23 protein-coding genes and 1 pseudogene are annotated in these 21,642 nt (G+C 53.3%); 4 read left to right on the top strand and 20 right to left on the bottom strand.

What is annotated here, in order from left to right; all coding sequences use genetic code 11:
- Positions 1 to 112: 112 nt before the first annotated feature.
- The 11 genes and pseudogenes from H1Y61_RS25500 to H1Y61_RS25450 form a co-directional block, all read right to left on the bottom strand.
- Complete coding sequence (locus H1Y61_RS25500; protein ID WP_071206399.1) at positions 113 to 676, bottom strand: hypothetical protein; 564 nt, start codon at positions 674 to 676, stop codon at positions 113 to 115.
- A gap of 368 nt (positions 677 to 1,044) precedes the next feature.
- Positions 1,045 to 1,113: pseudogene (locus tag H1Y61_RS27190) on the bottom strand (integrase catalytic region); the annotation flags it as partial.
- Between the two features lie 198 nt (positions 1,114 to 1,311).
- The gene (locus tag H1Y61_RS25490; RefSeq protein ID WP_234618203.1) at positions 1,312 to 2,091 is read right to left on the bottom strand and encodes a transporter substrate-binding domain-containing protein; all 780 of its coding nucleotides are present in this window, start codon (positions 2,089 to 2,091) and stop codon (positions 1,312 to 1,314) included.
- An 83-nt stretch (positions 2,092 to 2,174) separates the two neighbouring features.
- Positions 2,175 to 3,320: an alanine racemase gene (gene alr, locus H1Y61_RS25485; RefSeq protein ID WP_180575590.1), complete on the bottom strand. Its 1,146-nt coding sequence runs from the start codon at positions 3,318 to 3,320 to the stop codon at positions 2,175 to 2,177.
- 8 nt (positions 3,321 to 3,328) lie between these two features.
- A complete protein-coding gene (locus tag H1Y61_RS25480; protein WP_180575589.1) occupies positions 3,329 to 4,087 on the bottom strand; it encodes an ABC transporter permease in 759 nt (252 codons plus the stop codon).
- 9 nt (positions 4,088 to 4,096) lie between these two features.
- Complete coding sequence (locus H1Y61_RS25475; protein WP_071205411.1) at positions 4,097 to 4,783, bottom strand: ABC transporter permease; 687 nt, start codon at positions 4,781 to 4,783, stop codon at positions 4,097 to 4,099.
- A complete protein-coding gene (locus tag H1Y61_RS25470; RefSeq protein WP_071205412.1) occupies positions 4,780 to 5,589 on the bottom strand; it encodes an ABC transporter ATP-binding protein in 810 nt (269 codons plus the stop codon). Before H1Y61_RS25470 ends, H1Y61_RS25475 begins: the two co-directional genes overlap by 4 nt.
- Before the next feature lie 94 nt (positions 5,590 to 5,683).
- Positions 5,684 to 6,586 carry a helix-turn-helix transcriptional regulator gene (locus H1Y61_RS25465; protein ID WP_071205413.1) on the bottom strand — a complete coding sequence of 301 codons (903 nt, stop codon included), beginning with the start codon at positions 6,584 to 6,586 and terminating at the stop codon, positions 5,684 to 5,686.
- Positions 6,573 to 6,743 carry a hypothetical protein gene (locus H1Y61_RS25460; RefSeq protein WP_156556151.1) on the bottom strand — a complete coding sequence of 57 codons (171 nt, stop codon included), beginning with the start codon at positions 6,741 to 6,743 and terminating at the stop codon, positions 6,573 to 6,575. The genes H1Y61_RS25465 and H1Y61_RS25460 overlap by 14 nt, the downstream gene beginning before the upstream one ends.
- A 308-nt stretch (positions 6,744 to 7,051) precedes the next feature.
- Complete coding sequence (locus H1Y61_RS25455) at positions 7,052 to 8,164, bottom strand: MFS transporter (protein ID WP_071205414.1); 1,113 nt, start codon at positions 8,162 to 8,164, stop codon at positions 7,052 to 7,054.
- 180 nt (positions 8,165 to 8,344) lie between these two features.
- Positions 8,345 to 9,223 (bottom strand): AraC family transcriptional regulator, encoded by an 879-nt coding sequence (locus tag H1Y61_RS25450; protein ID WP_071205415.1) that lies wholly within the window; start codon positions 9,221 to 9,223, stop codon positions 8,345 to 8,347.
- Positions 9,224 to 9,487: 264 nt separating this feature from the next.
- Between H1Y61_RS25450 and H1Y61_RS25445 the strand changes: the two genes are divergently transcribed.
- Both H1Y61_RS25445 and traR read left to right on the top strand, forming a co-directional pair.
- Positions 9,488 to 10,486, top strand: coding sequence for a hypothetical protein (locus H1Y61_RS25445; protein WP_071205416.1), 999 nt, complete (start codon positions 9,488 to 9,490; stop codon positions 10,484 to 10,486).
- A gap of 201 nt (positions 10,487 to 10,687) precedes the next feature.
- The gene (gene traR / locus H1Y61_RS25440; protein ID WP_180575588.1) at positions 10,688 to 11,392 is read left to right on the top strand and encodes an autoinducer-binding transcriptional regulator TraR; all 705 of its coding nucleotides are present in this window, start codon (positions 10,688 to 10,690) and stop codon (positions 11,390 to 11,392) included.
- 90 nt (positions 11,393 to 11,482) lie between these two features.
- Here the strand turns inward: traR and H1Y61_RS25435 are convergent, their stop codons facing one another.
- Positions 11,483 to 11,899 carry a helix-turn-helix domain-containing protein gene (locus tag H1Y61_RS25435; protein ID WP_180575587.1) on the bottom strand — a complete coding sequence of 139 codons (417 nt, stop codon included), beginning with the start codon at positions 11,897 to 11,899 and terminating at the stop codon, positions 11,483 to 11,485.
- Between the two features lie 667 nt (positions 11,900 to 12,566).
- Here H1Y61_RS25435 and H1Y61_RS25430 point away from each other — a divergent pair.
- A complete protein-coding gene (locus H1Y61_RS25430; RefSeq protein ID WP_180575586.1) occupies positions 12,567 to 14,180 on the top strand; it encodes an RcgA family putative transporter in 1,614 nt (537 codons plus the stop codon).
- Entirely contained in the window at positions 14,170 to 15,186 is a 1,017-nt protein-coding gene (locus H1Y61_RS25425) for an alpha/beta hydrolase (protein ID WP_180575585.1), read from the top strand. Before H1Y61_RS25430 ends, H1Y61_RS25425 begins: the two co-directional genes overlap by 11 nt.
- Positions 15,187 to 15,385: 199 nt before the next feature.
- Here H1Y61_RS25425 and H1Y61_RS27055 read toward each other — a convergent pair whose 3' ends face one another.
- The 8 genes from H1Y61_RS27055 to H1Y61_RS25390 form a co-directional block, all read right to left on the bottom strand.
- The gene (locus tag H1Y61_RS27055; RefSeq protein WP_322277743.1) at positions 15,386 to 15,691 is read right to left on the bottom strand and encodes a hypothetical protein; all 306 of its coding nucleotides are present in this window, start codon (positions 15,689 to 15,691) and stop codon (positions 15,386 to 15,388) included.
- Positions 15,691 to 17,256, bottom strand: coding sequence for an IS66 family transposase (gene tnpC / locus H1Y61_RS25415; protein ID WP_180572728.1), 1,566 nt, complete (start codon positions 17,254 to 17,256; stop codon positions 15,691 to 15,693). Before tnpC ends, H1Y61_RS27055 begins: the two co-directional genes overlap by 1 nt.
- Before the next feature lie 72 nt (positions 17,257 to 17,328).
- Positions 17,329 to 17,676: an IS66 family insertion sequence element accessory protein TnpB gene (gene tnpB, locus H1Y61_RS25410; RefSeq protein ID WP_012478058.1), complete on the bottom strand. Its 348-nt coding sequence runs from the start codon at positions 17,674 to 17,676 to the stop codon at positions 17,329 to 17,331.
- Positions 17,673 to 18,035, bottom strand: a complete 363-nt coding sequence (tnpA, locus tag H1Y61_RS25405; protein WP_180572727.1) for an IS66-like element accessory protein TnpA — start codon at positions 18,033 to 18,035, stop codon at positions 17,673 to 17,675. The genes tnpB and tnpA overlap by 4 nt, the downstream gene beginning before the upstream one ends.
- Before the next feature lie 189 nt (positions 18,036 to 18,224).
- Positions 18,225 to 18,431: a hypothetical protein gene (locus tag H1Y61_RS25400; protein WP_180575584.1), complete on the bottom strand. Its 207-nt coding sequence runs from the start codon at positions 18,429 to 18,431 to the stop codon at positions 18,225 to 18,227.
- A gap of 288 nt (positions 18,432 to 18,719) precedes the next feature.
- Positions 18,720 to 19,466 carry a 2OG-Fe dioxygenase family protein gene (locus H1Y61_RS26855; RefSeq protein WP_235681013.1) on the bottom strand — a complete coding sequence of 249 codons (747 nt, stop codon included), beginning with the start codon at positions 19,464 to 19,466 and terminating at the stop codon, positions 18,720 to 18,722.
- Between the two features lie 21 nt (positions 19,467 to 19,487).
- Entirely contained in the window at positions 19,488 to 20,705 is a 1,218-nt protein-coding gene (locus tag H1Y61_RS26850; RefSeq protein ID WP_235681012.1) for an argininosuccinate synthase-related protein, read from the bottom strand.
- Positions 20,702 to 21,616, bottom strand: coding sequence for a DMT family transporter (locus H1Y61_RS25390; RefSeq protein WP_180575583.1), 915 nt, complete (start codon positions 21,614 to 21,616; stop codon positions 20,702 to 20,704). Before H1Y61_RS25390 ends, H1Y61_RS26850 begins: the two co-directional genes overlap by 4 nt.
- Between the last annotated feature and the right edge of the window lie 26 nt (positions 21,617 to 21,642).

Here is a 21,642-nt window from a genome sequence, read left to right as displayed (position 1 = left end):
GAACGCGGCGGCGAATACTCTCGATTCCCCACTTTCTCACGGTCGGAGTCAAAGCGTCCACAGAGACAAAAAATAGGGCCATCGGAATACCTAGGCCCTTTAATTGTGAAGGTCAAAAACCTCCAGAGGGGAACAGCTGATACGATGGAACTGGGAGGAAGCCATCGCGTGCATCAGCTATAGGCATACTGCCTAGATATTGTGCGGTGCGCAAACAAGAATTGTGCAACGCACCTATGCAAAAGGAGATGGCCTCCATAACACCCTCGAATTTGCGGTTGCTTGCTGCGTGCAACTCATTGCCACCGTACGCCTGCATTAACGGCGAGCTACTCCCAGACCGGTGTGGACGGACCACCAGTGTGGTGTGCGGCGATGTGTTCCGGATCAGCAGATCTTTGAAACTCGAGCCCGGGTGCCCTTCTGTGAAGGGGATCTCAACCACTTGACCTTCGATACGTGGCCTGACGATGACGGATTGGAGAGGCTCGACGGTGCCAATGCCATTGATGACACGGTGCATGGTCTCCATCCTTGCCGTTACCGCCGTGACAGGAATGGTCGCATCATCCGCGGCCTGGGCGCGACAGATGGAAATACCAAGAATGAGGGCAACAAGCACCATGGAGTGAGAGGTTCGAGACTGTAATACTGCGAGAAATGATCCCGTCACCATTAAGAACTTCTCCATCGGCGTTGCGCAGAAACGCAACACCACAATGTCGGTTCCGTTACAAATGAAAGATTAATGACATATTCTTAGACCTGCGTTATTTAGCACGAAATAGTAAGTACCGAATTGCCGATGCAACTGCTTTCGGGATAAAAACAACCACTAGGATTGACTGTACAGAGCAATGACTCCAGATTGTTTCATCTGAGATCAGAAAAAACTATGCGACGGAGCTCTTCCATTCGCTTTGCGCGAAGTTGCTCACAGTGCCGTCATCATGGATGAACGCAGCATTTCAGGCTCGTTCCAGGCGGTTGCAAAACGGTCGGGCTCACGCCGAGCAAATGGGCCTCTGTCACCATCGTCATCTGCCCAACCATACGCCCGCGAGCGATCTTGCGACGTTCGTCCAAGTCGATATGGGAGTAGGTGCGTTTCATTGCGCTTTCCTTGCAAACGATAAACCTTTGTTATCTATTGCAAGTCGCACTTCATCCTTGAACCCACCCCTCTACAGATAAAAATTGGATAAGATATATTATGGAATTTATTTTGGCAGTTATTATGGGGGTATGTGCAATGGGAATCTCCGTAGCCATCGTCGAACTCAAACAACCTACGCCTGCATCCGGGAAATATCACTCTGACACCAGATCCGCCCCAAACCACTTCAAGCTGAGCGCTTTCAGTGTGCCGTCAACCTTTAGAGATTTGATCGCGGCATTGAATCGCTCAATCAATTCCTTGTCCTGCTTCCGCAATCCGATCCCGACACCGGGCCCAAACACACCACCAGAAATTTGTGGGCCATAAAGGGTCATGGCATCGCCCTCTTTCGTTCCCAGAAAACTCTTCCAGACCGAGTAATCCGCCAAGCCCGCATCAATCCGCCCGGCAATCAGGTCAAGATTGAGACTATCCTGCTTGTCATAGATGCGGACATTGACGGCCTCCCCCAGATAGTCGCGGACAAAGGATTCGGCATTTGTAGAGCCCTGGACCCCTATGATTTTCCCTTGAAGATTGGCCTTCATGACCTTCAAAGACTGGCTATCTTTCACTCCCATCGATGAGAGTGAAAGACGTGCTGTGCCGTCCATCTCTGGAAGCTTAAGCGCCTTTGCGACGACAAAATAGTTGGAGGTAAGGGCATAAGGCTCCGAAAATCCGATGACGGCTTTTCGCTTATCGGTGATCGACATGCCGGCCATGATTGCATCGACTTTGCCAACCGTCAGCGCGGGAATGATGCCATCCCATGCTTGGGTGACAAATTCGCATCTAAGTTTGGCGCGCTCGCAGATCGCCTTGCCGGCATCGACATCAAATCCTATGGCATTTCCGGATGGATCAACTGAGTTCCAGGGTGGAAACGCGCCTTCGGTGGCAATCTTGATCAGTCGCTGTTCATCAGCCATAGCCGGTCCGGCGATTGTAAGGATAGAAAGCAATATGAGTGGCAATCTGCATATATTCATTTTTTGTTCCCTTTTTTGTTGGTTCAGAGATAGCGTCTGGGGACGTGGTCCCGTAGATCGGCATAGAGGCCGACAGCATCTGTGCCCCAGATGGCGCAGACTTCGTCGTGAGTGATCATCTCCGGTCCCTGTCGACCGAGAAGAATGACCTCGTCTCCCGTTCTGGCGTTCGGGATACCGGTCAGATCAATGCGAATATGTTCAAGATGTGCCGGCGCCAGCAGTCGGGCACGCCTGCCGTGAACCAGACCAACAGCGCCTTCTGGAATATGCCGGGGCAAACCGTCTCCCCAACCCATACCGATAACGCCGAGGCTCATATTAGTCTTGTATCCTGGGATTCCCGGCAATGGCCCAAGAGATGGGTCGAGGCGCTTGACACAAACGAGACTCGTGGAAATAGTTTTAAGGGCTGGACGCAACTCGACTGCGCGCGCGCGCAATGAAGGGCCGCCGATCCCTACGAACAGCGCTCCTGGATCAACGGCGTCGAAATCCATTTCGGGATGATTCAAGACACCGTCGGTGCTTGACATCATCACAACCGGCGGACGGATTCCCTGATTGTCAAGATCAGCGATAATGCCAACCAGGCGTTGATATTGCGCGTCGGCGCCGGTGGACTGCACTGTCGGGAGCTCACTCATGTGAGCGTATATGCCCTCAACTCGCACAGTGGGATCTGCCATTGCCGCGGCGACCAGCTTCCTGGCACCCGCAGGTGTGACCCCGGCCCGAAAAAACCCGAGATCCAGTTTGATGAACACCCGCAGGGTGTTAACGACAGCAGACCATTGTTGGAGTTCATCGAGGCTCGATACACTGACGATGAGATCAAGGCTTTCCACCATGGCTGCCCCCACAGGTGTGACGCCGGGATATAGAAGGATCGGGTTCGAGACCCCCGCGCGACGGATGGCAAGAGCATCCAGCATGGAGGCAACCGCGAAGCCATCGATGTTCTCACAGGCCAGGGCCGCAGCGACCGGACCGGCGCCACAGCCATAGGCATTGCGTTTCAGGCAGGCAAAGACCTTGACATGGGCGGACAAATGTCCGCGCAGCTGACGATAATTATGCCGGATTGCGCCGAGATCAATATCATACCAGCTGCCGCGCAAAGCGGCCTCGCTCACCCCATAAAGTGGATCATTCGATGTAGGGAACATGCGACCGTTCATTGTGACGCCCTTTCTTTCGTCGAGAGTGGGGGTGTAACCTTGGTCAGTGCTTTGTATTCATTCACCTCAGAACTACGCTTTTCCTGGTTGGCCAGATGTCGCTCCAAGCGAGCAAAAATGTGAACTAGAACCAGGGTCAGTCCAAGATAGACCAGGGCCGCCGACACAAAGACTTCGTATGGCGAAAAGGTTTGGGCGACGAGCTTTCGGGCCGTTCCGGTCAACTCCATGAGCGTGATCGTGCTCGCGAGAGAACTTGCCTTCAGCATCAGAACGACCTCATTTCCATAAGCCGGGAAGGATAGACGAAAGGCATTGGGAAAAATGATCCGCCTCATGCGCAACAGGGCCGGCATGCCGAGCGCCTTTGCCGCTTCCACTTCTCCTTGCGGAACAGCACGAATTCCACCCGCCAAGATTTCGGTCGCGTAGGCCGCGTGGTTGAGTGAAAAGGCGATGAGGGCGCAGCCATAGGGGTCGCGCAAGACAATCCAGGCCGGGCTCGCTCGAAGCCAGCCGATCTGGCTCGCACCATAGTAAATCAGGAAAAGCTGGACCAGCAGTGGCGTGCCCCGAAACAGGAAAGTGAAGAACTGAACGGGCGCGGAGACGACCAATGACGGAGATGCACGCAGCAAGGACAAAGGCACAGCAATCAGAAATCCGGCCACAACGGCCGTGACCGTCAATTCTGCTGTCAGCAATGCGCCACCAAGCAGATGCGGCAGAACCTCAAGGATCAGAGTGATGTTCATGATGATTTCCTATCGGCCCAGACCACGGCTTGCTCGCCGCTCGAGCAGCGTCAAAACCACCAAAGATACTGAGGTGAACAGCAGATAGAGGCAGGCGGCAACCAGATAGAACCTGAGAGGATCGTGGGTCACTCCAGCCGCGACACCAGTCTTGCGCATGAGATCCTCCAGCCCGACCACAGATATGAGTGCCGTGTCCTTGAGCAAGGTGAGCCACAGATTGCCAAGACCCGGCAAAGCGTAGCGCCACATCTGCGGCAGGACGATCAAATGCCAGAGAGCAAAGCGAGACAGACCAAGGGCGCAAGCGGCCTCGATTTGTCCCCGTGGCACAGCGAGGATCGCGGCTCTGAACACTTCAGTCGCATAGGCACCGAACACGATGGTCAGGGCAAACACGCCGGCTGCAAACGCACTGACCTCGACATAGCGCCCGAACATCGCCGTCAGGGCAACAGTTCCCCCGAAATACAAAATGAGAATGATCAGGAGTTCGGGAATGCCCCTGATGATTGTCGTGTAGGCTTGCGCCAGACGACGGAGCAGCGGCAAGCGGCTGCACTTTGCTGCTGCCCCGGACAGGCCGACGAAGATCCCCACAGGGAGGGTTGTTAATGCTGTTTGAAGCGTCGTGGCGGCACCTGCCGCGATTTGCGCTCCAAATCCTTGCAGGCCAAGCTCTTGCAGAGATATCATCGGGTGGTCCTCCCGAACTGCGCGGATAGGAATTGCCGCAACCACGGCGACACCGGTCGTTCGAATATGGCTTCAGGCGCCCCTTCCTCTTCGATCCGCCCCTGATGGAGGAAGAAAATGCGGTTGGAGACCTGACGCGCAAACGCGAGTTCATGGGTGACGATCAGCATGGTTCGCCCTTCATCGGCAAGCGACCGAATGACATTCAGAACCTCGCCAACCAGTTCGGGATCGAGAGCCGATGTCGGCTCATCGAACAGGAGAATGTCGGGCTCCATCGCCAACGCCCGGGCGATGGCGACCCGCTGCTGTTGACCACCGGACAGATGCACAGGATAAGCATGGCGCTTATCCGCCAGGCCAACTTTCGACAGGAGGTCTTCAGCCCGAGCACATGCCATTTTCTTCGGGATCTTGCGCACGTAAACCGGCGCCTCGATCAGGTTTTCAAGAACTGTCTTATGAGGCCAGAGATTGAAGGTCTGGAACACCATGCCAAGGCGGGCACGCAGGACATTGATTTCCGACTGGGCAGCCCGTCCCCGGCGCAGGCGAATATGCTGGCCGCCAATCCAGATGTCGCCACCGCTCGGTTCCTCGAGAAAATTGAGGCATCTGAGTAAGGTGCTTTTTCCTGATCCGCTGGATCCAAGGATTGAAATCACCTCACCGCGCGAAGCACTCAACGAGATCCCCTTTAGCACCTCGAGCGGACCGAACTGCTTTTTCAGATCCTTGACGCGCAATGCTGTCTGATCAGAGGGATGTGGCAGTTGCAGACGGGATGAGACGGCTTCGAATTCCATGATGACATCCTTGCGAAAGATATCACCATGATTGCCCGCTCATTCGCGTGGCGCTTGCAGGAAATTGATCTGGCAACGGGATCTGATCACGAAATTACCCGAACGCCCTGTCGGACCATGCGGCTCGATAGTCGAGCGGCGTAGTTCCGACTTCTTTTCTGAAGACATTGGCAAAATGGCTTGCACTCGAGAAACCGCAGGACAGGGCAATCTCGGTGATCGAAAGAGCTGTCTCGCGCAAGTATTGTTTCGCACGCTCTATTCTGCGCTGAATGATGTAGCGATATGGTGGCAAGCCGAAGGTCTGCTTGAAGGCCCGGCAAAGATGGGGAATGCTGAGCCCGGCCAGATCCGCCAACTGCTGGAGAGAAAGGCCATCGTCCAACTCATCGTCGATCTTCTGGGCCACACGGTTGAGGGTGGCAGATGAAAGCCCGCCCTGGCGCCGCGTGGGTAGACTGCTTTGCCTTCGCATCAATTGCGTGAAGATCGTCGCCACATAGCTTTCGACGAGAAGATTGCTTAGTGGACCCTTCTCCCGAATTTCCGAGCCGATCCCGCGCATTGCATTCGTGACAATGGGATCTTCAAAGCCAAGATCGGGCGAAAAGGAAAGGCAGGACACGGTGCGTGATTGCGCAGGTGCAAACAGATCCGTGAGCTTTGCGGGATCGACGCCGAGAGACAGATAGGCGGCATTGGACGCCCCCGTTTCCCAGCCCCGCCAGATACTGCCAGCTGGAACGAAGAGGATTGCGCCCGGTTTTCTGCGCACGAAATCAGTTCTGCGGTTGTCCAGAAAATGCTCGCCCCGCTCCGAATGTCCCTGAAGATTGAGAAGAACAAGATGCCGGTCAGCGATAAACGCTGTCTCTTCCCGGTCAAGGCCCGTCCTGCGCACCAGATCGGCGCGCATATGGTGCCAGGATTTCGACTGATGGGATAAGGTACGGCAGGGTCCGCGTTTCAAGGTCGGGTGCAAATCAGACGCCATCATGCGCCTCGGCCCCGTTCATCAATGGCAACGATATCGCCCAGGCGCGTACCACATTCACATAATGCGGAGATGATGGATGGGATGCGGACTTCTGGCGATCATAGGCAACCACTTCTGAATGGTGCGTATCATAATGCTGAACGGCTTGGTGTCCCATCGGTTGCTCCCCATCAAGAGAGTTTGTCGCGGTCCGTCCCCGCGATAGACTCACTTAACCTCCGAATGATCGGGGAGTTGGAAACTGTCCGTGACAGCCCTGTGGCCTTTAGTTCCGGGGAACCTGGACATACGCCACAGGCTCCCCGACCCGAAAGGTCAGAGAGTTCGATGCTGAATCGACCAGCATCAGTCGCACGGAGGGGTTTCCACGCCCCAAGGCAGCACGTACTGCCTCACGTCACAAGATAAATGAGATGACAGCGCTTCGCCAGTCTGCGCTGGCGAAAAACACATCGGAACTTCGCATCAGTGGCTTTTGCGCTGAACCGGCAGGCTTGCCAGAGCGCTCACGCTCAATGCGACAAGGCCTGAAAACATCAAAAACATGGTTGAGGGTTCGAGATCATCCGATGTCAGAGAGACTATCGCAACCAGAAGCAGGCTCACGGCAACGGCGATGGAATGGATGGTGCCTTTGGCCCGGCCGAGCTCGTCTTGCGCAACGCAAGCCTGCAGCGCTACCTCGACGGACACCCTGCCAAGATTATAGAAGGCCCCCAGCATGGCGAAGACGAGCAGGTTCCAGGAAAAAGCAACGTAGGCCGTGGCTGCAAACAGGCTGGCCATGACGACAAGGACGATCAGATGCAGGCTCGAGAGCTTGATGAACCGCATCACCGGGATCAGCATGAGAACCCCGAGGATAGAACCGGCTGACCATGCACTTTCCAGATGCCCAAAATCCATGGCACCTCGCAGATGTTCCTCCCACACAAAACTGGGCCCAACCACGCTCACCAAAATACCGCCGGCGTTCAAAAGGGCATAGATGACGGCAAGCCGCCGCAAGGCGTCATTTAGCACCAATGATATGTCTCTCGATACGACCTCTCGCCACAGAGTTCGCCTTTCATTGTGCACCAGGCCACCGCAGGCAGCCGAAATGCAAAAGCATCCAGCAATGGCGAACAATGTGGTCCGAGGGGAACACGCCTGCAGCAGGAAACCGATGATGGCTGCGGAAGCGAGGCTTCCAATCTGCAGGATGACGAACACAATCGAATTGATTCTTGCCAGCGATCGGTCGGCTCTCAACGATGGAATCATAGACTGTGTCGCCGTGAGGGACAGCCTGTCGCAGCCCGAGAACACAATGGTCGACAACCACAGCATCCAAGGCAGATCAGCGACCATAATCATGGCTGCAATCAGCAGTGCAGCAAACAGTCGGGTGATGTCGGCGATCGTTGACAGGTTGCGGCGATCATATCGGTCGGACAGCCATCCGGCGATCGGACTTGTCACCAGCTCTGTCAAGCTGGAGACAGCAAAAAACACCGCAACGGATGTCGTGCCGTGACCCGAGGCAACGAGAAGCCACGAGCACGCGAAATTATAGCTGTTGCGGCCGAAGGACATAAAGAAAATTGCGACGAGAAAAAAGATTTGAGACGCCCGTCCCGTGTCTGCTGCAAGGCATCGTCGAAACATCGGGCACCTTCATCGATGGTCAAAGGCCATGATGGAGGGCTAACATGTCGCACGCTTTCATAATCGTGCCTAGATATCATGATCGTGCCATAAACAAGCGGAAAGGCTTCAACTGCGCCATCCGCGACGATATTCCAGCGGACTGACGCCGAAGGTGCGCCGGAAGGCATAGGTGAAGTGGCTCGAACTTGCGAAACCGCATTCCAAAGCAATCTCTGTGGCTGAGAGTTCAGTGCCGTTCAACAGTGCAAGGGCCTGTTTCAGTCTATATTCCGCCAGATAACTATGCGGTGTTTTCCCGGTCGACTGTTTGAAGGCGCGAAAGAAGTGGCGCCGGCTGACGCCTGCCACTGTTGCCATTTCCAGAAGGGTGGGGGGCTTTGTAAGCCGTTCCTCGATAAATGCCAGAACGCGCTTCAGATCAAAGGAAGACAGTCCGCCCTTGGTGGGCTTCAATCCCGCACCATTTATCCGCAGGATCTGCACAAAAAGCTGGATGATCTGGCTCTCGACCATCACGAGGCTGATCGGATCCGGGTTTTTCAGCTCCGCTGAGATCCGGTGCAGGCAGGCTTCGACAGTGTTGTCGCGAAAGCCGATCGCAGGTTTTAATCCAGGGATCCAATGCGAGCCGACTGTCTGCTCAATAAAACCAGTGTTGATGGAAACGAACAAGTAGGATCCAGCCGCGTCGCCCTCGTCCCAGCCTCTCCATTCGTGATGAGCCGGAATGAAAATCACCGATCCTGGCCGGCGCGGTGTGAAGGCGACCGGGCGCCCCTCGACAAAATCCTCGCCGATGCGCGCCTCGCCGTGCAGGTTGATCAGCAAGCAGTGATGCTTCAGTGCAACTTTCGTTTCCTGCCGCTTGAAGCCCGTTCTTCTGACAAGGTCGGCGCGAACGATGCCCCAATCGACATACTGATGAACCAGCTTTCGGTGGTCGCAACGACGGGCCTCATCTGGGCGAAAATCACAGGTCTTCATCAAACAGGGCAATCCTCCCACATGAAAAACCGCCAATCATCACTTTTATAGGTCGATTCAGGCCTCCTGAACAACCGCCGCGGATCCACGCTGGTCCGATCGTGGCACTTTCATGACAAAACGGCATGCCGATGAAAGCACAGCGTGAAATACCGACTTAGGACAAGTTGACGCCGCCCATATTCAGTCACCCTCCGGCATTTATCTCTTTCCAGATCTTTTGGGTTTCGTCGCGTTGATCCCCTATTTGTTAAAGGTTTAGAAATGCAGGATTTCAGTAGTTTCCTTCAAGAATGTGATCAAGGTCCACGATTGAACCGGTTGGCCGGGTTCTTTGACGAAACCGCATCCGGTAGCAGAGGCATGCCTGTTCGACGCCCCGTTGCCGATATGCGTCTTCTGCCGACCGACCCGCTGCTTTACCGGCTCGTCGAGCTTCATTCCCGCCGGCAGGGATTTTTCGACAAACACTACCACGGCAGCATTCCTTACCGGCTGGAAGAGGAATGCCGGATCGCCTATGCAATGCTTCGCTATAGCCAGTCGAGCCCGAGAAACGTCTCGTTCTACAGCCTGGGAACAGCGGAAGGCACGATGGCACGGACATTATCGGAACTCAGTTGCGGAAAGATCCGATCGCTCTCCTGCAGTCCCAACGAAGATAATTACAAATGCTTCATGGCGTTTGGCGATCCGCCGCATGCCAGTTTCTTCCTTGGCCCGTTCCATCGTCTTTCGAAAGACTATCTTAGGTCTGAGCGCCATCTCGAAGAATTCTCAGACGGATTCGACTTCATCCTCGAGGACACCACGTTTCAGATGTACTCACCCAACCGGGCCAAACAGGTTGAATTCGTTGCCCACCATCTCAAGTCCGATGGTATCCTTCTTTTTCTGGAAAAATTTCGCACAGCCGATCAGAATGACTACAAAGCACGCGAAGCGCAGAAGGATTTTGGTTTCAAAGCACATTATTTTGGTGCTGAAGAAATCGCCCGAAAAGCCGAGACTGTACTGACAGCCATGCATGGCAACGAGGTCACCCTGGCGGAGATGGCACGCGCCGTATACGCCCATTTCCAGCACTGTATCGTTACCTGGAGCTGCGGAAACTTCTACGGTCTTGCCGCCAGCAATAGTGCGGACAATCTGTCGCGTTATCTGGGTTTCATGCCCGAGCCCGCAATCCCCACGGAATATATCTACCAACCGGTACCATTTACCGACTTGGCTCGATGCGTTGGCGCAACCCAAAGCCCATAAAGACCGAACACCCATGCTATCGGGAGACCAAGGCTTGTCCCAGGCATATCCTGCCGCTCAATATGATAGCCATAATAGAGAGTACAAGGTCTCGACTTATTTCCGCAAAATTTAATTTTAGATCCGCATTTTCCAAGTCGATCCTGATCATCGACGGCGGGCGTGACTTATTTCAGCCCACAATTGAATATGGAGTAGCAGATGCAGCATTGGCTGGACCGGCTAACCGATCTCAGTGCAATACAAGGTGACGAGAGCACTTTTAGACAAGCCCTTGGGCATCTTGCTGGCCAAGCTGGTTTCGGCGGTTATGCCTATCTTCATATCCAACCGGGCCATACATTGGCGATCTCCAACTATCATCCAGAATGGCGATCGATCTATTTCAAGCGAAAATTTATCACCGTTGATCCGGTGGTGAAACGTGCGAAATCTTTGAAAAAGGCCTTCGTCTGGAGCGGTGAACAAGGCGGTATCCATCTTTCCAAAGCCGAGCGTGCTTTCTATGCTCAGGCTGCCGACTTCGGCATCCGCTCTGGCATCACCATTCCGGTGAAAGCCGCCAATGGGTCGATTTCAATATTCACCCTGGCGTCAGAGAAAACGACGGTCGATCTCCAAGGCGACATCGACACAGTGGCGGCCTCGGCAGCTGTCGGACAACTGCATGCTCGCCTATCGCTCTTGCCAGTCACCCCCAGCGCGCAGCACCCTGCCTGGCTCGACCCCAAGGAAGCCACCTATCTCAGATGGATCGCCGTCGGCAAAACCATGGAGGAAGTGGCCGATCTCGAAGGGGTCAAATACAACTCCGTAAAAAGCAAACTCGAAGAAGCCCGGAAGCGCCTTGAGATCCACACCATGTCTCATCTCGTCGCATTGGCCATCCGTGCGAAACTCATCTGAAAACTGAGTTCAATTGATTAATATCTTTCGGATGCAGCCGAGCAAGCCATCAGCGTATTCGCGGCAATCATCTGGGCCCGCATTCCGATCTCACTCTGCATGCTCTTTTGCCAGCGTCTTCACCAGTCCGATGACCTTTCGCCTGACATTGGCATCCTGGATTTTTGTGAAAGCAAGATTGAGGGCCAACCCCTCCTCTGAACGAATAAACCGCGTGATTTCCTTGCCGATGCCGGCCTCGGGCAGTTGCGAAGGGGAAGAGCTCTGAGGGCCATCCTCGAAAAAGAACGCGACAGGGACACTGAGAATATTGGCTACGGCCTGAAGCCGACTTGAGCCAATCCGATTTGCGCCAGTTTCGTATTTCTGGACCTGCTGAAAGGTTACACCGACCCCTTCGGCGAGCGCCTTCTGACTCATTCCCTTGATCATACGTTGAAAGCGAATACGACAGCCGACATGGACATCTATCGCATCCGATACCTTAACTTGTACCTTAGAAGACATGAAATTCTCCAATAGAGTTGCGCGGTAGAACGTTGCAACGGCTTAGGAAAGTGACGTTAGTGCCCTCCTCCGTTGTTAAGTTTTCGGCGGTTATGCAACGCGAAAAATCAATCGTTTTGTGTAGTCTTGGGCTGTGAATCAGCGCGCAAAATAGTAACTCTTTGACTTTGGCTTTAAGGAAAGAACGGTTTTTAAAAACAATATTTCATTGCTTGTCTTCATATTCTCGCTGTGATGGGTGAACCGATAAAACTTGTGCGTTTGTCATTTAAGCGTCGCATAAGGCGGAGGAAGCAGCCGAACTCATTGACCATGATGAAATTGGCTCGGCTGAAATAATTCGCTGTCCGGCCCTGTTGCGCCTATCCGTCTCCGTGACGTCAAAGATAGGCGGTAACGCGCTCTATTGCCGATGAGCGTAGCGTTAATCGCGGCTGCCCTATAACTTTTCTCTGTTCTCGTGCCGTAAACAAGAACGACATTGCGCTAATGATGAAAATAATGAAATTCATGAATACCTAGCCGCTTACAAAAAAATTCCGTCGCACAAAAGTGATGCATTAAATATTTTGATCGCTGTCTCGCGCTGATAACCCTTGCTCGAGGACACAAGCACGATACGATGCGAAATCGAGCGAAATGAAACGAAATTTGAGCCAATAAGTCATTGTTAAATAAATTAAAATTTTTCGTCCCTCCGCCGAAGGATGGGAGTGATTTCAAAGAGCTGTTCAAACAAATGGCTGCATTGGGTGCCGGGCGACCATTGGACAGTGATGGGTTTCCCCCAGGACCATGGACGCCCGAGCTTCTTACAGAGGCTATTTCACAGATCGATTCGAACCAAATCGGGGTCGATCTAAGGACGGTGCAGCTTTGGTTCCAGGAACAAGAGAAGGGGATTAGCACTGCCAACATTCGTTGGCTGGCTAGGATCTTTGGGTGCGATGATCCGATCGCAACCAGCGAATGGCAGATGGAGCTCATCGCAGCGCAATCTCGGTTAACGACCAAGAGGAGGGCTTCGAAAAAAAAGGAAAGTAGCGCTCCGCTAAATGTCCGAAATCTGCCACTCACTGAGGCCGCTCAGCATCAGACGAAGACCCCGACAACGTCGGCACAGGATAGTGGAGCCAGCCAGTCAAGGCTACGTTTCAGTTTGGCAAAGAGATCAGAGAAGCTGTTTAGTCGCGGGTCTCCGTTGGATTTGCCAGCGTCTGTGTTTGCGGCCGCCACCGCTCTTGGGTTTCTGTCGTATTTTATGGGTATTCATAACGCCACGTACGGTCGTGCGGATGGCGTCACTAAACAGGTCGGTTTTCTTTGGGCACCAAATTGGACAGTGCTTTTCATGGTGTTCTTGCCACTGTTTTTTGCGTTCGTGAGTGATTTGGTGGGCTTTTGGAAACACCAAGGGCGCTTAGAGTTTGCAACGACGAACACTCAGATGGAACGTGAAGATCGATGGGCGCTCAGCGTCGAGGCTTCTTCTTACACATTTTGGGCGGTCTTTGTGGTCTGCGTATTGTTCGCCGGTATTTTTCAGTGGATCGCAGTGTGTTTGATCCCATTGGTAGAAGGCGGTGGCAACTATGCGGTTGATTGGAGCAAGTTAGCAGTCGTACGCCCTGAGGTCATATCTGTGCCCATGGCGATTCTGTTCACCGGCCTCGCCTATCTATACATGTGTGTTAGCTTCTACCTGTTTTTCGCAGGTCTCATTTTGCTTCATACGTTGACCCATGATCTTTGGAAAATTGGAGAAACATCCAGGACTTGGTCGGAAAAAAATTATGAAGAACAGGTTCAGCAAGCAAGCCTACGGGTGATGCACGGAATTTTCCGCTGCACTGTTTTAGGGATTCTGATTGCCATATGCATGAAGGCTCAAAGCTCGTACCTGGCATCGACTGGCAATAACATTGTGGCTTGGTTGGTCGATGATATATCTACAGCGTTTTACGAAAGCAAACATATTGGTAACGGATTCCGCTACACTATGCCGAACTATTATAGCAGCCTTTTGATCGCTCTTTCGAGCTGTTTTGTTTTTGTTTATGGCTCAATCCGCTTGGGTGGCTCATGCCGATTTGTTTTGCCGCTATGGAAGATGACGGCGGTCATAGCATTACTTTTTACCAGTTATCTCTTGATTGGTGCATTTCAAGGCTTTTCAATCCTTATGAGCATTGGCGTCGTACTGGCAATCTACGGCCTTATTGATCCAGCCTTTTGCCGTCGGCAAGCGAGCGAGATTGGGAAAAGCCAAAATGTATCATAACTTGCTTGATCGTTGGGATGAGCAACGTTCACAACGCGGTGGCAAATGGAAGAAAACAACCGATTTTATTTTAGACGCTGATCGCGCATTTCCGGGCGCGAAAAACACAGGATCTATCGACGATTTCTGTGTCCTTGCGGACCAAGCCATAGGTAACTCGGCGTATTTTTATGCGCCGGGCGGGGACAAAGAGTGTTTTCAAGGGCAAGGTGGATGGCTCAAATTTCCATCGGACATTTCGACTGACGTTGAAGAGAACAATGTAGTCTGGGCGAAAATAACAGACAGCGGATCATTCGATCATGCCTTGGTGATCTTCCATCATTGGAATGCAAGCACTCGGAACCACCAGCTTGCACACTTTTTCTCGAAACGTGGGATCTCGGTTGTCGAGATTGCTATGCCTTATCACTTTGAGCGACGACGCCTTGGTTCTAGGTACGCCGATTTCATGCTTAGTCCTAATCTGGGTCGAACCATCCAGTCAGTGAGGCAAGCAGTTTGCGACGGGCAAAAACTCATCCGATGGCTGAACAGCAAAGGCTATAAGAAGATTTCCGTTCTCGGTATGAGTTTAGGGTCCTGGGTAGCAGGGTTGGTCGCCGCACACGAGCCGGCTGTGTCAAAAGCTTCGCTGTTTCTCACAGCGGGAAGTCTAGCCGATATGATCTGGACGGGGCGCGCGACACGATCAATACGGGAGAGCCTTGAACCTGCTATTGAGTTGAGTGACCTCAGAAGGGCGTGGGGGCCGCTTAACCTAGAGAATTACGCTCACAATTTGACGCGTCCAGATCTGGATCTCCAGATTGTGTTGGCGAAGAGAGACAAGGTTGTCCTGCCTGAGCTGTCGCATCGGTTCCTGCACAGTCTGAAGGCTACCGGAGCCAGGCCGAATATTTTAGAGTTAAATTGTGGTCATTACTCCCTGGCGCTTCCGCCCTACATTGTATTGGCCGGCTTGAAATTAAAGCGTTTTTTGGTGGAAGTTGACAAAGTAGCCTAGACTGCGCCGGAATTGTCGTGTGTCGGCCACTATCTGTCTTGACGGAGGACCTCCTGCCAACCGGATTGCCACCAATGTGCATGTCTCGGCGGCGACGGCATAATTATTCGATCAACCTGAATGCGGATGATGGTTGGTGAAACACCGCACCAACGTGAGCGTCCGGTGAGCGGATTTTCGCGCGTTCGATTGTCCGAATCTACAGGCCGCGTTTCATCTCATCGGCCATGACGCGGTCGATTATTTCAGGATCGCACTGTGTGTCGATGAGGAACTCGCGGATACCGCCCTCCCAAGTCCTGATGTCGGCAAGTAGGCTTTGAAGTTCGTCGATGCCATTCTCGGTCAGACCCTTCGTGCCATCTTCACTGCCATCGCTGACGTAAACCAGTTCGCCCTCGGAGAGGTTGTCCGAGTTTGCGGTCACTTCTTCGATCAGTTCGAGGTTCTCGCCGATCATGCCGGCGACTTGGCTGAGTGTGTAGATGAACCTCGAGCGGGCCATCAGGCGGCCTCGCATCGAGCGTTTGCTGGTGTCCAGTTCCAGGGCAGCAGGTCTTCAATTCGATCTTTGGGGTGATCCTGGATCCGGGTCAGGACATCTGTCAGATAGACCTCCGGATTATGGCCTTGCAGTTTGACCGTCTCGATGATGGTCAGAATGTTGGCGATGCGCTCACCGCCCTTATCCGAGCCGGCAAACAGCCAGTTTTTCCTTCCGATTCCGAGCGGACGCATGGCTCGTTCAGCGATGTTGTTGTCAATCTCGACCCGGCCATCGTCGATGTAAACGCTCAAGGCTGCCCATCGAGAGAGGGCATATCGCATTGCCTCGGCCAGCTTCTGCTTCTGCGGCAAAGTTGAGAGCGTGGTTTCGATCCAGGCCTTCAGCTCATCCAGAGCGGGCCGGGCATGGTGTTGGCGCAGAGTGCGCCGCTCGTCAGCCGACATGCCTCGGATACGGTTCTCGATATCGTAGAGAGCGCCGATGCGCGACAGCGCTTCCTCCGCGATCGGCGACGGCTTGAGTTTGATCACATCATGGACCTTGCGGCGCACATGCGCCATGCAGGCGGCCTCAACGATCTGGTTGCCGTAGAGCTTCTTGTATCCCCCATAGCCGTCGGCATGCATGACGCCGCTGAAGCTTGCGAGATGGTCAGCGGGATGCGCCCCCTTGCGGTCAGGGCTGTAGTAATAGGCGATGGCTGCGGGAGTGGCGGATTGATAGCCACTGCCGTCGAACACGTAGACCCAGACCCTGCCGGTTTTTGTCTTGCCCCGCCCGGGGTCGAGAACATCGACCGGGGTATCGTCCGTATGGATTCGGTCGAGTGCTGCGATATGGGCCCTGATCAACAAGACGAGTGGTGTCAGCAAAGCGGATACGCGGCCGACCCAGTCGGCCATCACGGATCGGGAGATGTCTATCCCCAACCGGTCGTACATCTCGGACAGGCGGTAGAGGGGGATGTGATCGTCGAATTTGGCGATCATGATATGGGCGAGCAGTCCCGGCCCGGGTTTGCCGCGCTTGATCGGCAAGGTCGGCATCTCGCCAGCCACCGTCGTATCGCACTCCCTGCAGATCATGCGCTTTTCGACATGGCGGACAATCTTGACCGACGCCGGCACGTGCTCCAAGATCTGGATCACCCTGTCGGCGGCCTTCAGGAACGATGTGCCACCACAGGTCGGGCAATTGCAGGGGGCCGCATAGACCAACTCTTCGCTGGGAAGGCCATCGGGCAGTGGTTTGCGCTTCGGCTTGTCCGGCGCGTCGTCCAACTCCGGCAAAGGAGTTTTCCCGGAACGCATTTCAGCCTCGGCACGGGAGGCCTCAATCTCCTCCAGCATCAGTTCGAATTGCTCGATCTTCCGGTCGATCTTTTCCGAGGAAGCGCCATGCTGCCGGTGTCGGAGCAGCTCCAGTTGCGCGCGAAGAAGTCCGATTATGGAGTCACGCTTGATGACCTCGGCTTCCTGGCTCTCAAGTTTCGCCGCCTGTTCCGCGACCAGCGCGCGCAAAGCAGTGAGCTCGTCCTGACTGTCCGGCGGCGCTGTTTCCATACCCGCAAATCTAGCCGATTTGCCGTTGGCATGCCAGTTTTATGCCTCGGATGTCTCTGCAAAATATGGCTTTTATCCTGTTCGACCGGGGGCGGATGTCCACGCCGGGCGGCGCCAATCGATCCCCTCAACGAGCATCGAAAGCTGTGCCTGCGTTAGGTGCGCGACACCTTCTTTCGCCGTCGGCCAAGGAAAGTATCCGCGCTCCAAAATCTTGTAGAACAGGCAGAACCCTTGACCGTCCCACCAGAGAAGCTTGATCCGGTCCGCGCGCTTTCCGCGGAAGCCGAAGATTGCGCCCGAGCCAGGGGCCTCCTTTACGACCGTCTCGACCAGCGCCGATAGGCCATCAATGCCGCGCCGCATATCCGTCACTCCGCAGGCCAGATAGACCCGCACATTTCCCGATGGCCCGATCATGCCGCCTCCACGCAGGCGATCAACGACCCGAGCATCCTAAGCTCTATGTCAGCCGGAACCCTCAAGCACCGACCGTTTCGTAGCGAGATCTCGATGAGCGCTGGCGTCGGTGGCGTGTCAGGTGCCTGGGTAGCGCTTGCCTCCTCGGTGATTTCAACCGGAAGGAACATCGCCGGTTGACCGACATAACTGAATGACTGCCGCCACAAACGGATCTGGGATGGGTAGATATCATGCCGGCGAGCCACATCACCAATGCGAACACCAGGTTGATCCGCTTCCGCCAATATCCTCAGTTTCGCCTCGTCAGACCAGCGCCGCCGACGCTCACTGCCGGACATGATCTCCATGCGAGCCATGCAACCTCTTCGTTCTGGTATTAATGTCAGCACTAATGCTGGTTCTAATGCCAGAACATCCCCCGATTTGCCCGATCGGCAAAATCCGCTCACCGGACGCTCACGCACCAACTGCCACTATAACGCTATCAATATGTATACGCTTTATAAATTCCAGATTTCTTTATAGATACGGCATCTAAATGAAATTCATTGTTTAATATTTTTCTCTACGGCATGTATATCTACGGATTTACGATCTTCCATGATTTTTTTTCGACATTCATCTGCTTGAAATTGCTTATCAAAAATCCCGCGAGCCACCGCCAAAGTCTCTTTTGGCGGTGTGCTTTTATTGTATTCGGAAACAATTCGCGCATAAATTATTTTTGCGTAACTCACACGCTTTTGAACCATCTTGTGTCCCTAACCGAAATCGCAAATTTGAGTAAATTACTCTATTCAAAATTGGCCAGAGAAAAAGGTGTCAATTTGACTTTTGGCAATCACCTTGAGCAAGGTATTGAAGAGCCATGGTGAGCAAATAGGTCAGGAAGTGGTCCTCCATCTCTCTTGCAGATTGCACAGCCGCAAGAATTTGCCGTTCAGTTTTTTCCTGAAGTCCCTCATGTTCATCCGTAACGCATATGACTTCTGACAAGGTCCGTACTCCATTGATGGGTCGTGATGCAGCCATGCAGTGGCTCAGATCTTTTCGAAAGCGATGACGAGAACATCACGATATGCAACTGGCATTTTGGTATTTTCAATCGCAATAGGCGTTACCCCGTGATATGTTTCACGATCATTACCAACGACGAAATCGTTTGGCATGTTCATCTCGACGTCTCCGATCGGCTGCTTTTCAGAATTTGTTACCGTGCTCGTGCCCCCAGTCACATTCACCCGGCTGATCATATAAGAAACAATAAAATCAACTCCGTCCTGATGCAGCCCTTCAGGTGTCGGCTCACCGCAGGTGCTTTCCCGAGCGGTAATCCGGTATGGGTGGAGTTTGATATCCCAGCGATCATGCCCGGCAGCTTCCGAGAACATTCGGCCAAAATTGATCAGGATCTTGCTCAGGACCGGATGGTTGACAAAGCACTTCTCTAATGGCTCAAAATGACGCTTGAAGCCGCCATTCAAGTGGTTAACCCGTTTGGATTGCTCATAAGGGGCATGCGGCAAGAGGTGAAATTTTTCGTCCTTGGAGCTATATTCGAAAGCGCTATAGCGACGATAACGGTAAGTTCCACCGTCACGCATATACTCATCCAACAATAAGCGGTTCCAGTGACCGGCAAAATCATACCAATCGGCATCTATTTCGATGTCAAAGGCTGCTTCTGTATGTTCGCCTCTTGAGAACCACCAGCCGTTTTTCAAGAGATGGTCAACGCCTTCCTGCTTATGGTTGTACTGCGCTTGAGATGCGATTTTCTTCAGCATGATTGCTTCCTGTTATCGTGGTTAAGCAAAGTCGAAATCTCTAACCGGTGCTGTCGCACCTGCAGCCTGGTATTCCCAGAGTTCCCGATCCCGAATATATTTCGGATTGTGAGCAACGATGGACTTCGGCAAAAAGCGAGTGCTATCGATGCTGTAACGGACGTACCCACTTACGCCTTGGAGCGCAGTGATAATTGCCTGATCACACATTTTGTGAATGGTGCTGCCCCAATTCCCGGATACGGCCTCTTGGGCCCAGGCTTGTTCAAGACCTTGCTTCAGGATGATCGAACCGGTACTGAGAGACGCTGTTTCCAAGTGGCGCAAAGCGTCCATGATGATGGCTGCCGCAGGCGCTTCACGAACCTCAAGAACTTTCTCGCCGGACGAAATATGCTCGAGGCCGACGAAACGGCCATGACCGAATTTGCCGATTTTCTGATTCAAGATTGATATGGCATCAATGAGCGCAATATCTTCATTATCAATGGAGACAAGATTCCCGTCTAAAAAGCCAAGATTGAGATCTTCCGTCTGTCGATCAGCAGCTTCTCTGGTCCAGGAAAAAGCGTCTTCTGGTATGGAAAAACTCTCGGGATCGTCCAAAGGACCAGACTCAAACTCCCTGCACCATAGATTTTCATCTCCACTCAGGTGTCGGTCCGTCATAAATGTGAGCCCGACTTGCGCAAGGGCAGCGGCCTTCTGTTCGCGCAACAATACAGAGCCTTGATAAGGGCTCCCAAAATAGCCTTCAAAGCCGCACCGCTTTATACTGTTGTTGAGCCGCGGAAGGCTATTTTGAGACAGGTTTGCAGTGTGCAACAGAACCCTTGCCCCGATCGAGGTGGCATAATCGACGACCAGTGACGCAATCACTGGCCGGCTGAGCGAACTGCTGAGAGGGTAATTGCCAAGGTATTTCGCATGAGCTCGAATCGCAGGTTTGACGCCACCTTCCACGAAGGCTTCGCGACCATCAAGATAAACAAATCGCGCGCCCAATTGCATTGCAACTTGCTCAAGCAACCGCCCGTCAATGGTCTCTCCGACATTGACCGCAACTGCCTGAACATTTTTAAAACCCAAGCTTTGCAATTTGTAGAGAAGGTACGTGCTGTCAAGGCCGCCGCTGAACATGGTAACGACCGGGGCGCTTCTGTCTGGTAAAGCGATAAGATCTTCAAAATTTGAAACACGATTGGCAGATATCTTTATCGATTGTGGAACGAAATTCATGATCTTTTCCTGTTTTCGGAGAGAATTCCGGCAAAGGTCCCTACGAGGATGAGGGCGGCACCCGATACGCTTGTCGCGCTGATCGGTTCGGCGAGCAAAAGATGCGCGAGGAGGAAGCCGAAAAAGGGCTCAGTTCCCATCAGAAATCCAACACGCGTTGGCGTTGTTCTCCTGACCGCAGCATTCTGTATGTAGAATGCTGCGATGGTGCAAAAGAGCGAAAGGAATGCGACTGCAAACCAAAATTGGGGATCGGCATCAACCGCAATGCTGCTGGCACCAAATTGAGCGATCACGACAACCAAGGTCAGTGTTGTGACCGAAAAACCCTGGATTGCAGTGAGTGCCGCAGAGGAAATCTGGCGGCCGAACATAAGCCGCTTTGTCGAGACAACCATAATAGCCCGCAATACTGCTGCACCCAAAACGAGCAAGTCACCTGCACCGAAGGCGTTTATACCACCGGTCAAGATACCGACGCCAACGCAACAAACGATGGCACTCGCAATAACGGCAGGCGGCGGAAGTTTCCGTGACAACCCGTAGTCCAAAATTGGTGTAAAGATCACACAAAGGGAGATGATTAGCGCCGTATTCGTCGCAGTCGTCAAAGCGACCCCATAGGTTTCCGCAAGGAAAATTGAAAACAGGATCGACCCAAGTAAAAATCCCCGTAGAGTATCTCCCCGCGACATAGCCACAATCTCGCGACGCGCTACGATCATCATGATAATCGTCGTGATCAGGAAGCGATAAAGAATAAGGATCAAGACTGGAGCGTATAGTAGCGCTCCCTTTGCAACGGGATAGCTAGCCCCCCACACGACAGCGACCCCGAGGACTGCCAAGTCTGCCCACATGGAGACAGCAACAGGTCTTCTCGATAATGAGGCATTTCTAAAACCATTCACGATAAGGCTTTCCTCTTTGATTGCAT

The organism is Agrobacterium vitis (assembly GCF_013426735.1).
Lineage (GTDB): Bacteria > Pseudomonadota > Alphaproteobacteria > Rhizobiales > Rhizobiaceae > Allorhizobium > Allorhizobium vitis_D.
This window is presented reverse-complemented; position numbering and strand designations above follow the sequence as displayed.

Coding starts and splice junctions, on each gene's coding strand:
- H1Y61_RS25500 (WP_071206399.1), bottom strand. CDS start 676: ATGGTGACGGGATCATTTCTCGCAGTATTACAGTCTCGAACCTCTCAC.
- H1Y61_RS25490 (WP_234618203.1), bottom strand. CDS start 2,091: ATGGCTGATGAACAGCGACTGATCAAGATTGCCACCGAAGGCGCGTTT.
- alr (WP_180575590.1), bottom strand. CDS start 3,320: ATGTTCCCTACATCGAATGATCCACTTTATGGGGTGAGCGAGGCCGCT.
- H1Y61_RS25480 (WP_180575589.1), bottom strand. CDS start 4,087: ATGAACATCACTCTGATCCTTGAGGTTCTGCCGCATCTGCTTGGTGGC.
- H1Y61_RS25475 (WP_071205411.1), bottom strand. CDS start 4,783: ATGATATCTCTGCAAGAGCTTGGCCTGCAAGGATTTGGAGCGCAAATC.
- H1Y61_RS25470 (WP_071205412.1), bottom strand. CDS start 5,589: ATGGAATTCGAAGCCGTCTCATCCCGTCTGCAACTGCCACATCCCTCT.
- H1Y61_RS25465 (WP_071205413.1), bottom strand. CDS start 6,586: ATGATGGCGTCTGATTTGCACCCGACCTTGAAACGCGGACCCTGCCGT.
- H1Y61_RS25460 (WP_156556151.1), bottom strand. CDS start 6,743: ATGGGACACCAAGCCGTTCAGCATTATGATACGCACCATTCAGAAGTG.
- H1Y61_RS25455 (WP_071205414.1), bottom strand. CDS start 8,164: ATGTCCTTCGGCCGCAACAGCTATAATTTCGCGTGCTCGTGGCTTCTC.
- H1Y61_RS25450 (WP_071205415.1), bottom strand. CDS start 9,223: ATGAAGACCTGTGATTTTCGCCCAGATGAGGCCCGTCGTTGCGACCAC.
- H1Y61_RS25445 (WP_071205416.1), top strand. CDS start 9,488: ATGCAGGATTTCAGTAGTTTCCTTCAAGAATGTGATCAAGGTCCACGA.
- traR (WP_180575588.1), top strand. CDS start 10,688: ATGCAGCATTGGCTGGACCGGCTAACCGATCTCAGTGCAATACAAGGT.
- H1Y61_RS25435 (WP_180575587.1), bottom strand. CDS start 11,899: ATGTCTTCTAAGGTACAAGTTAAGGTATCGGATGCGATAGATGTCCAT.
- H1Y61_RS25425 (WP_180575585.1), top strand. CDS start 14,170: ATGTATCATAACTTGCTTGATCGTTGGGATGAGCAACGTTCACAACGC.
- H1Y61_RS27055 (WP_322277743.1), bottom strand. CDS start 15,691: ATGGCCCGCTCGAGGTTCATCTACACACTCAGCCAAGTCGCCGGCATG.
- tnpC (WP_180572728.1), bottom strand. CDS start 17,256: ATGGAAACAGCGCCGCCGGACAGTCAGGACGAGCTCACTGCTTTGCGC.
- tnpB (WP_012478058.1), bottom strand. CDS start 17,676: ATGATCGGGCCATCGGGAAATGTGCGGGTCTATCTGGCCTGCGGAGTG.
- tnpA (WP_180572727.1), bottom strand. CDS start 18,035: ATGGCTCGCATGGAGATCATGTCCGGCAGTGAGCGTCGGCGGCGCTGG.
- H1Y61_RS25400 (WP_180575584.1), bottom strand. CDS start 18,431: ATGGTTCAAAAGCGTGTGAGTTACGCAAAAATAATTTATGCGCGAATT.
- H1Y61_RS26855 (WP_235681013.1), bottom strand. CDS start 19,466: ATGCTGAAGAAAATCGCATCTCAAGCGCAGTACAACCATAAGCAGGAA.
- H1Y61_RS26850 (WP_235681012.1), bottom strand. CDS start 20,705: ATGAATTTCGTTCCACAATCGATAAAGATATCTGCCAATCGTGTTTCA.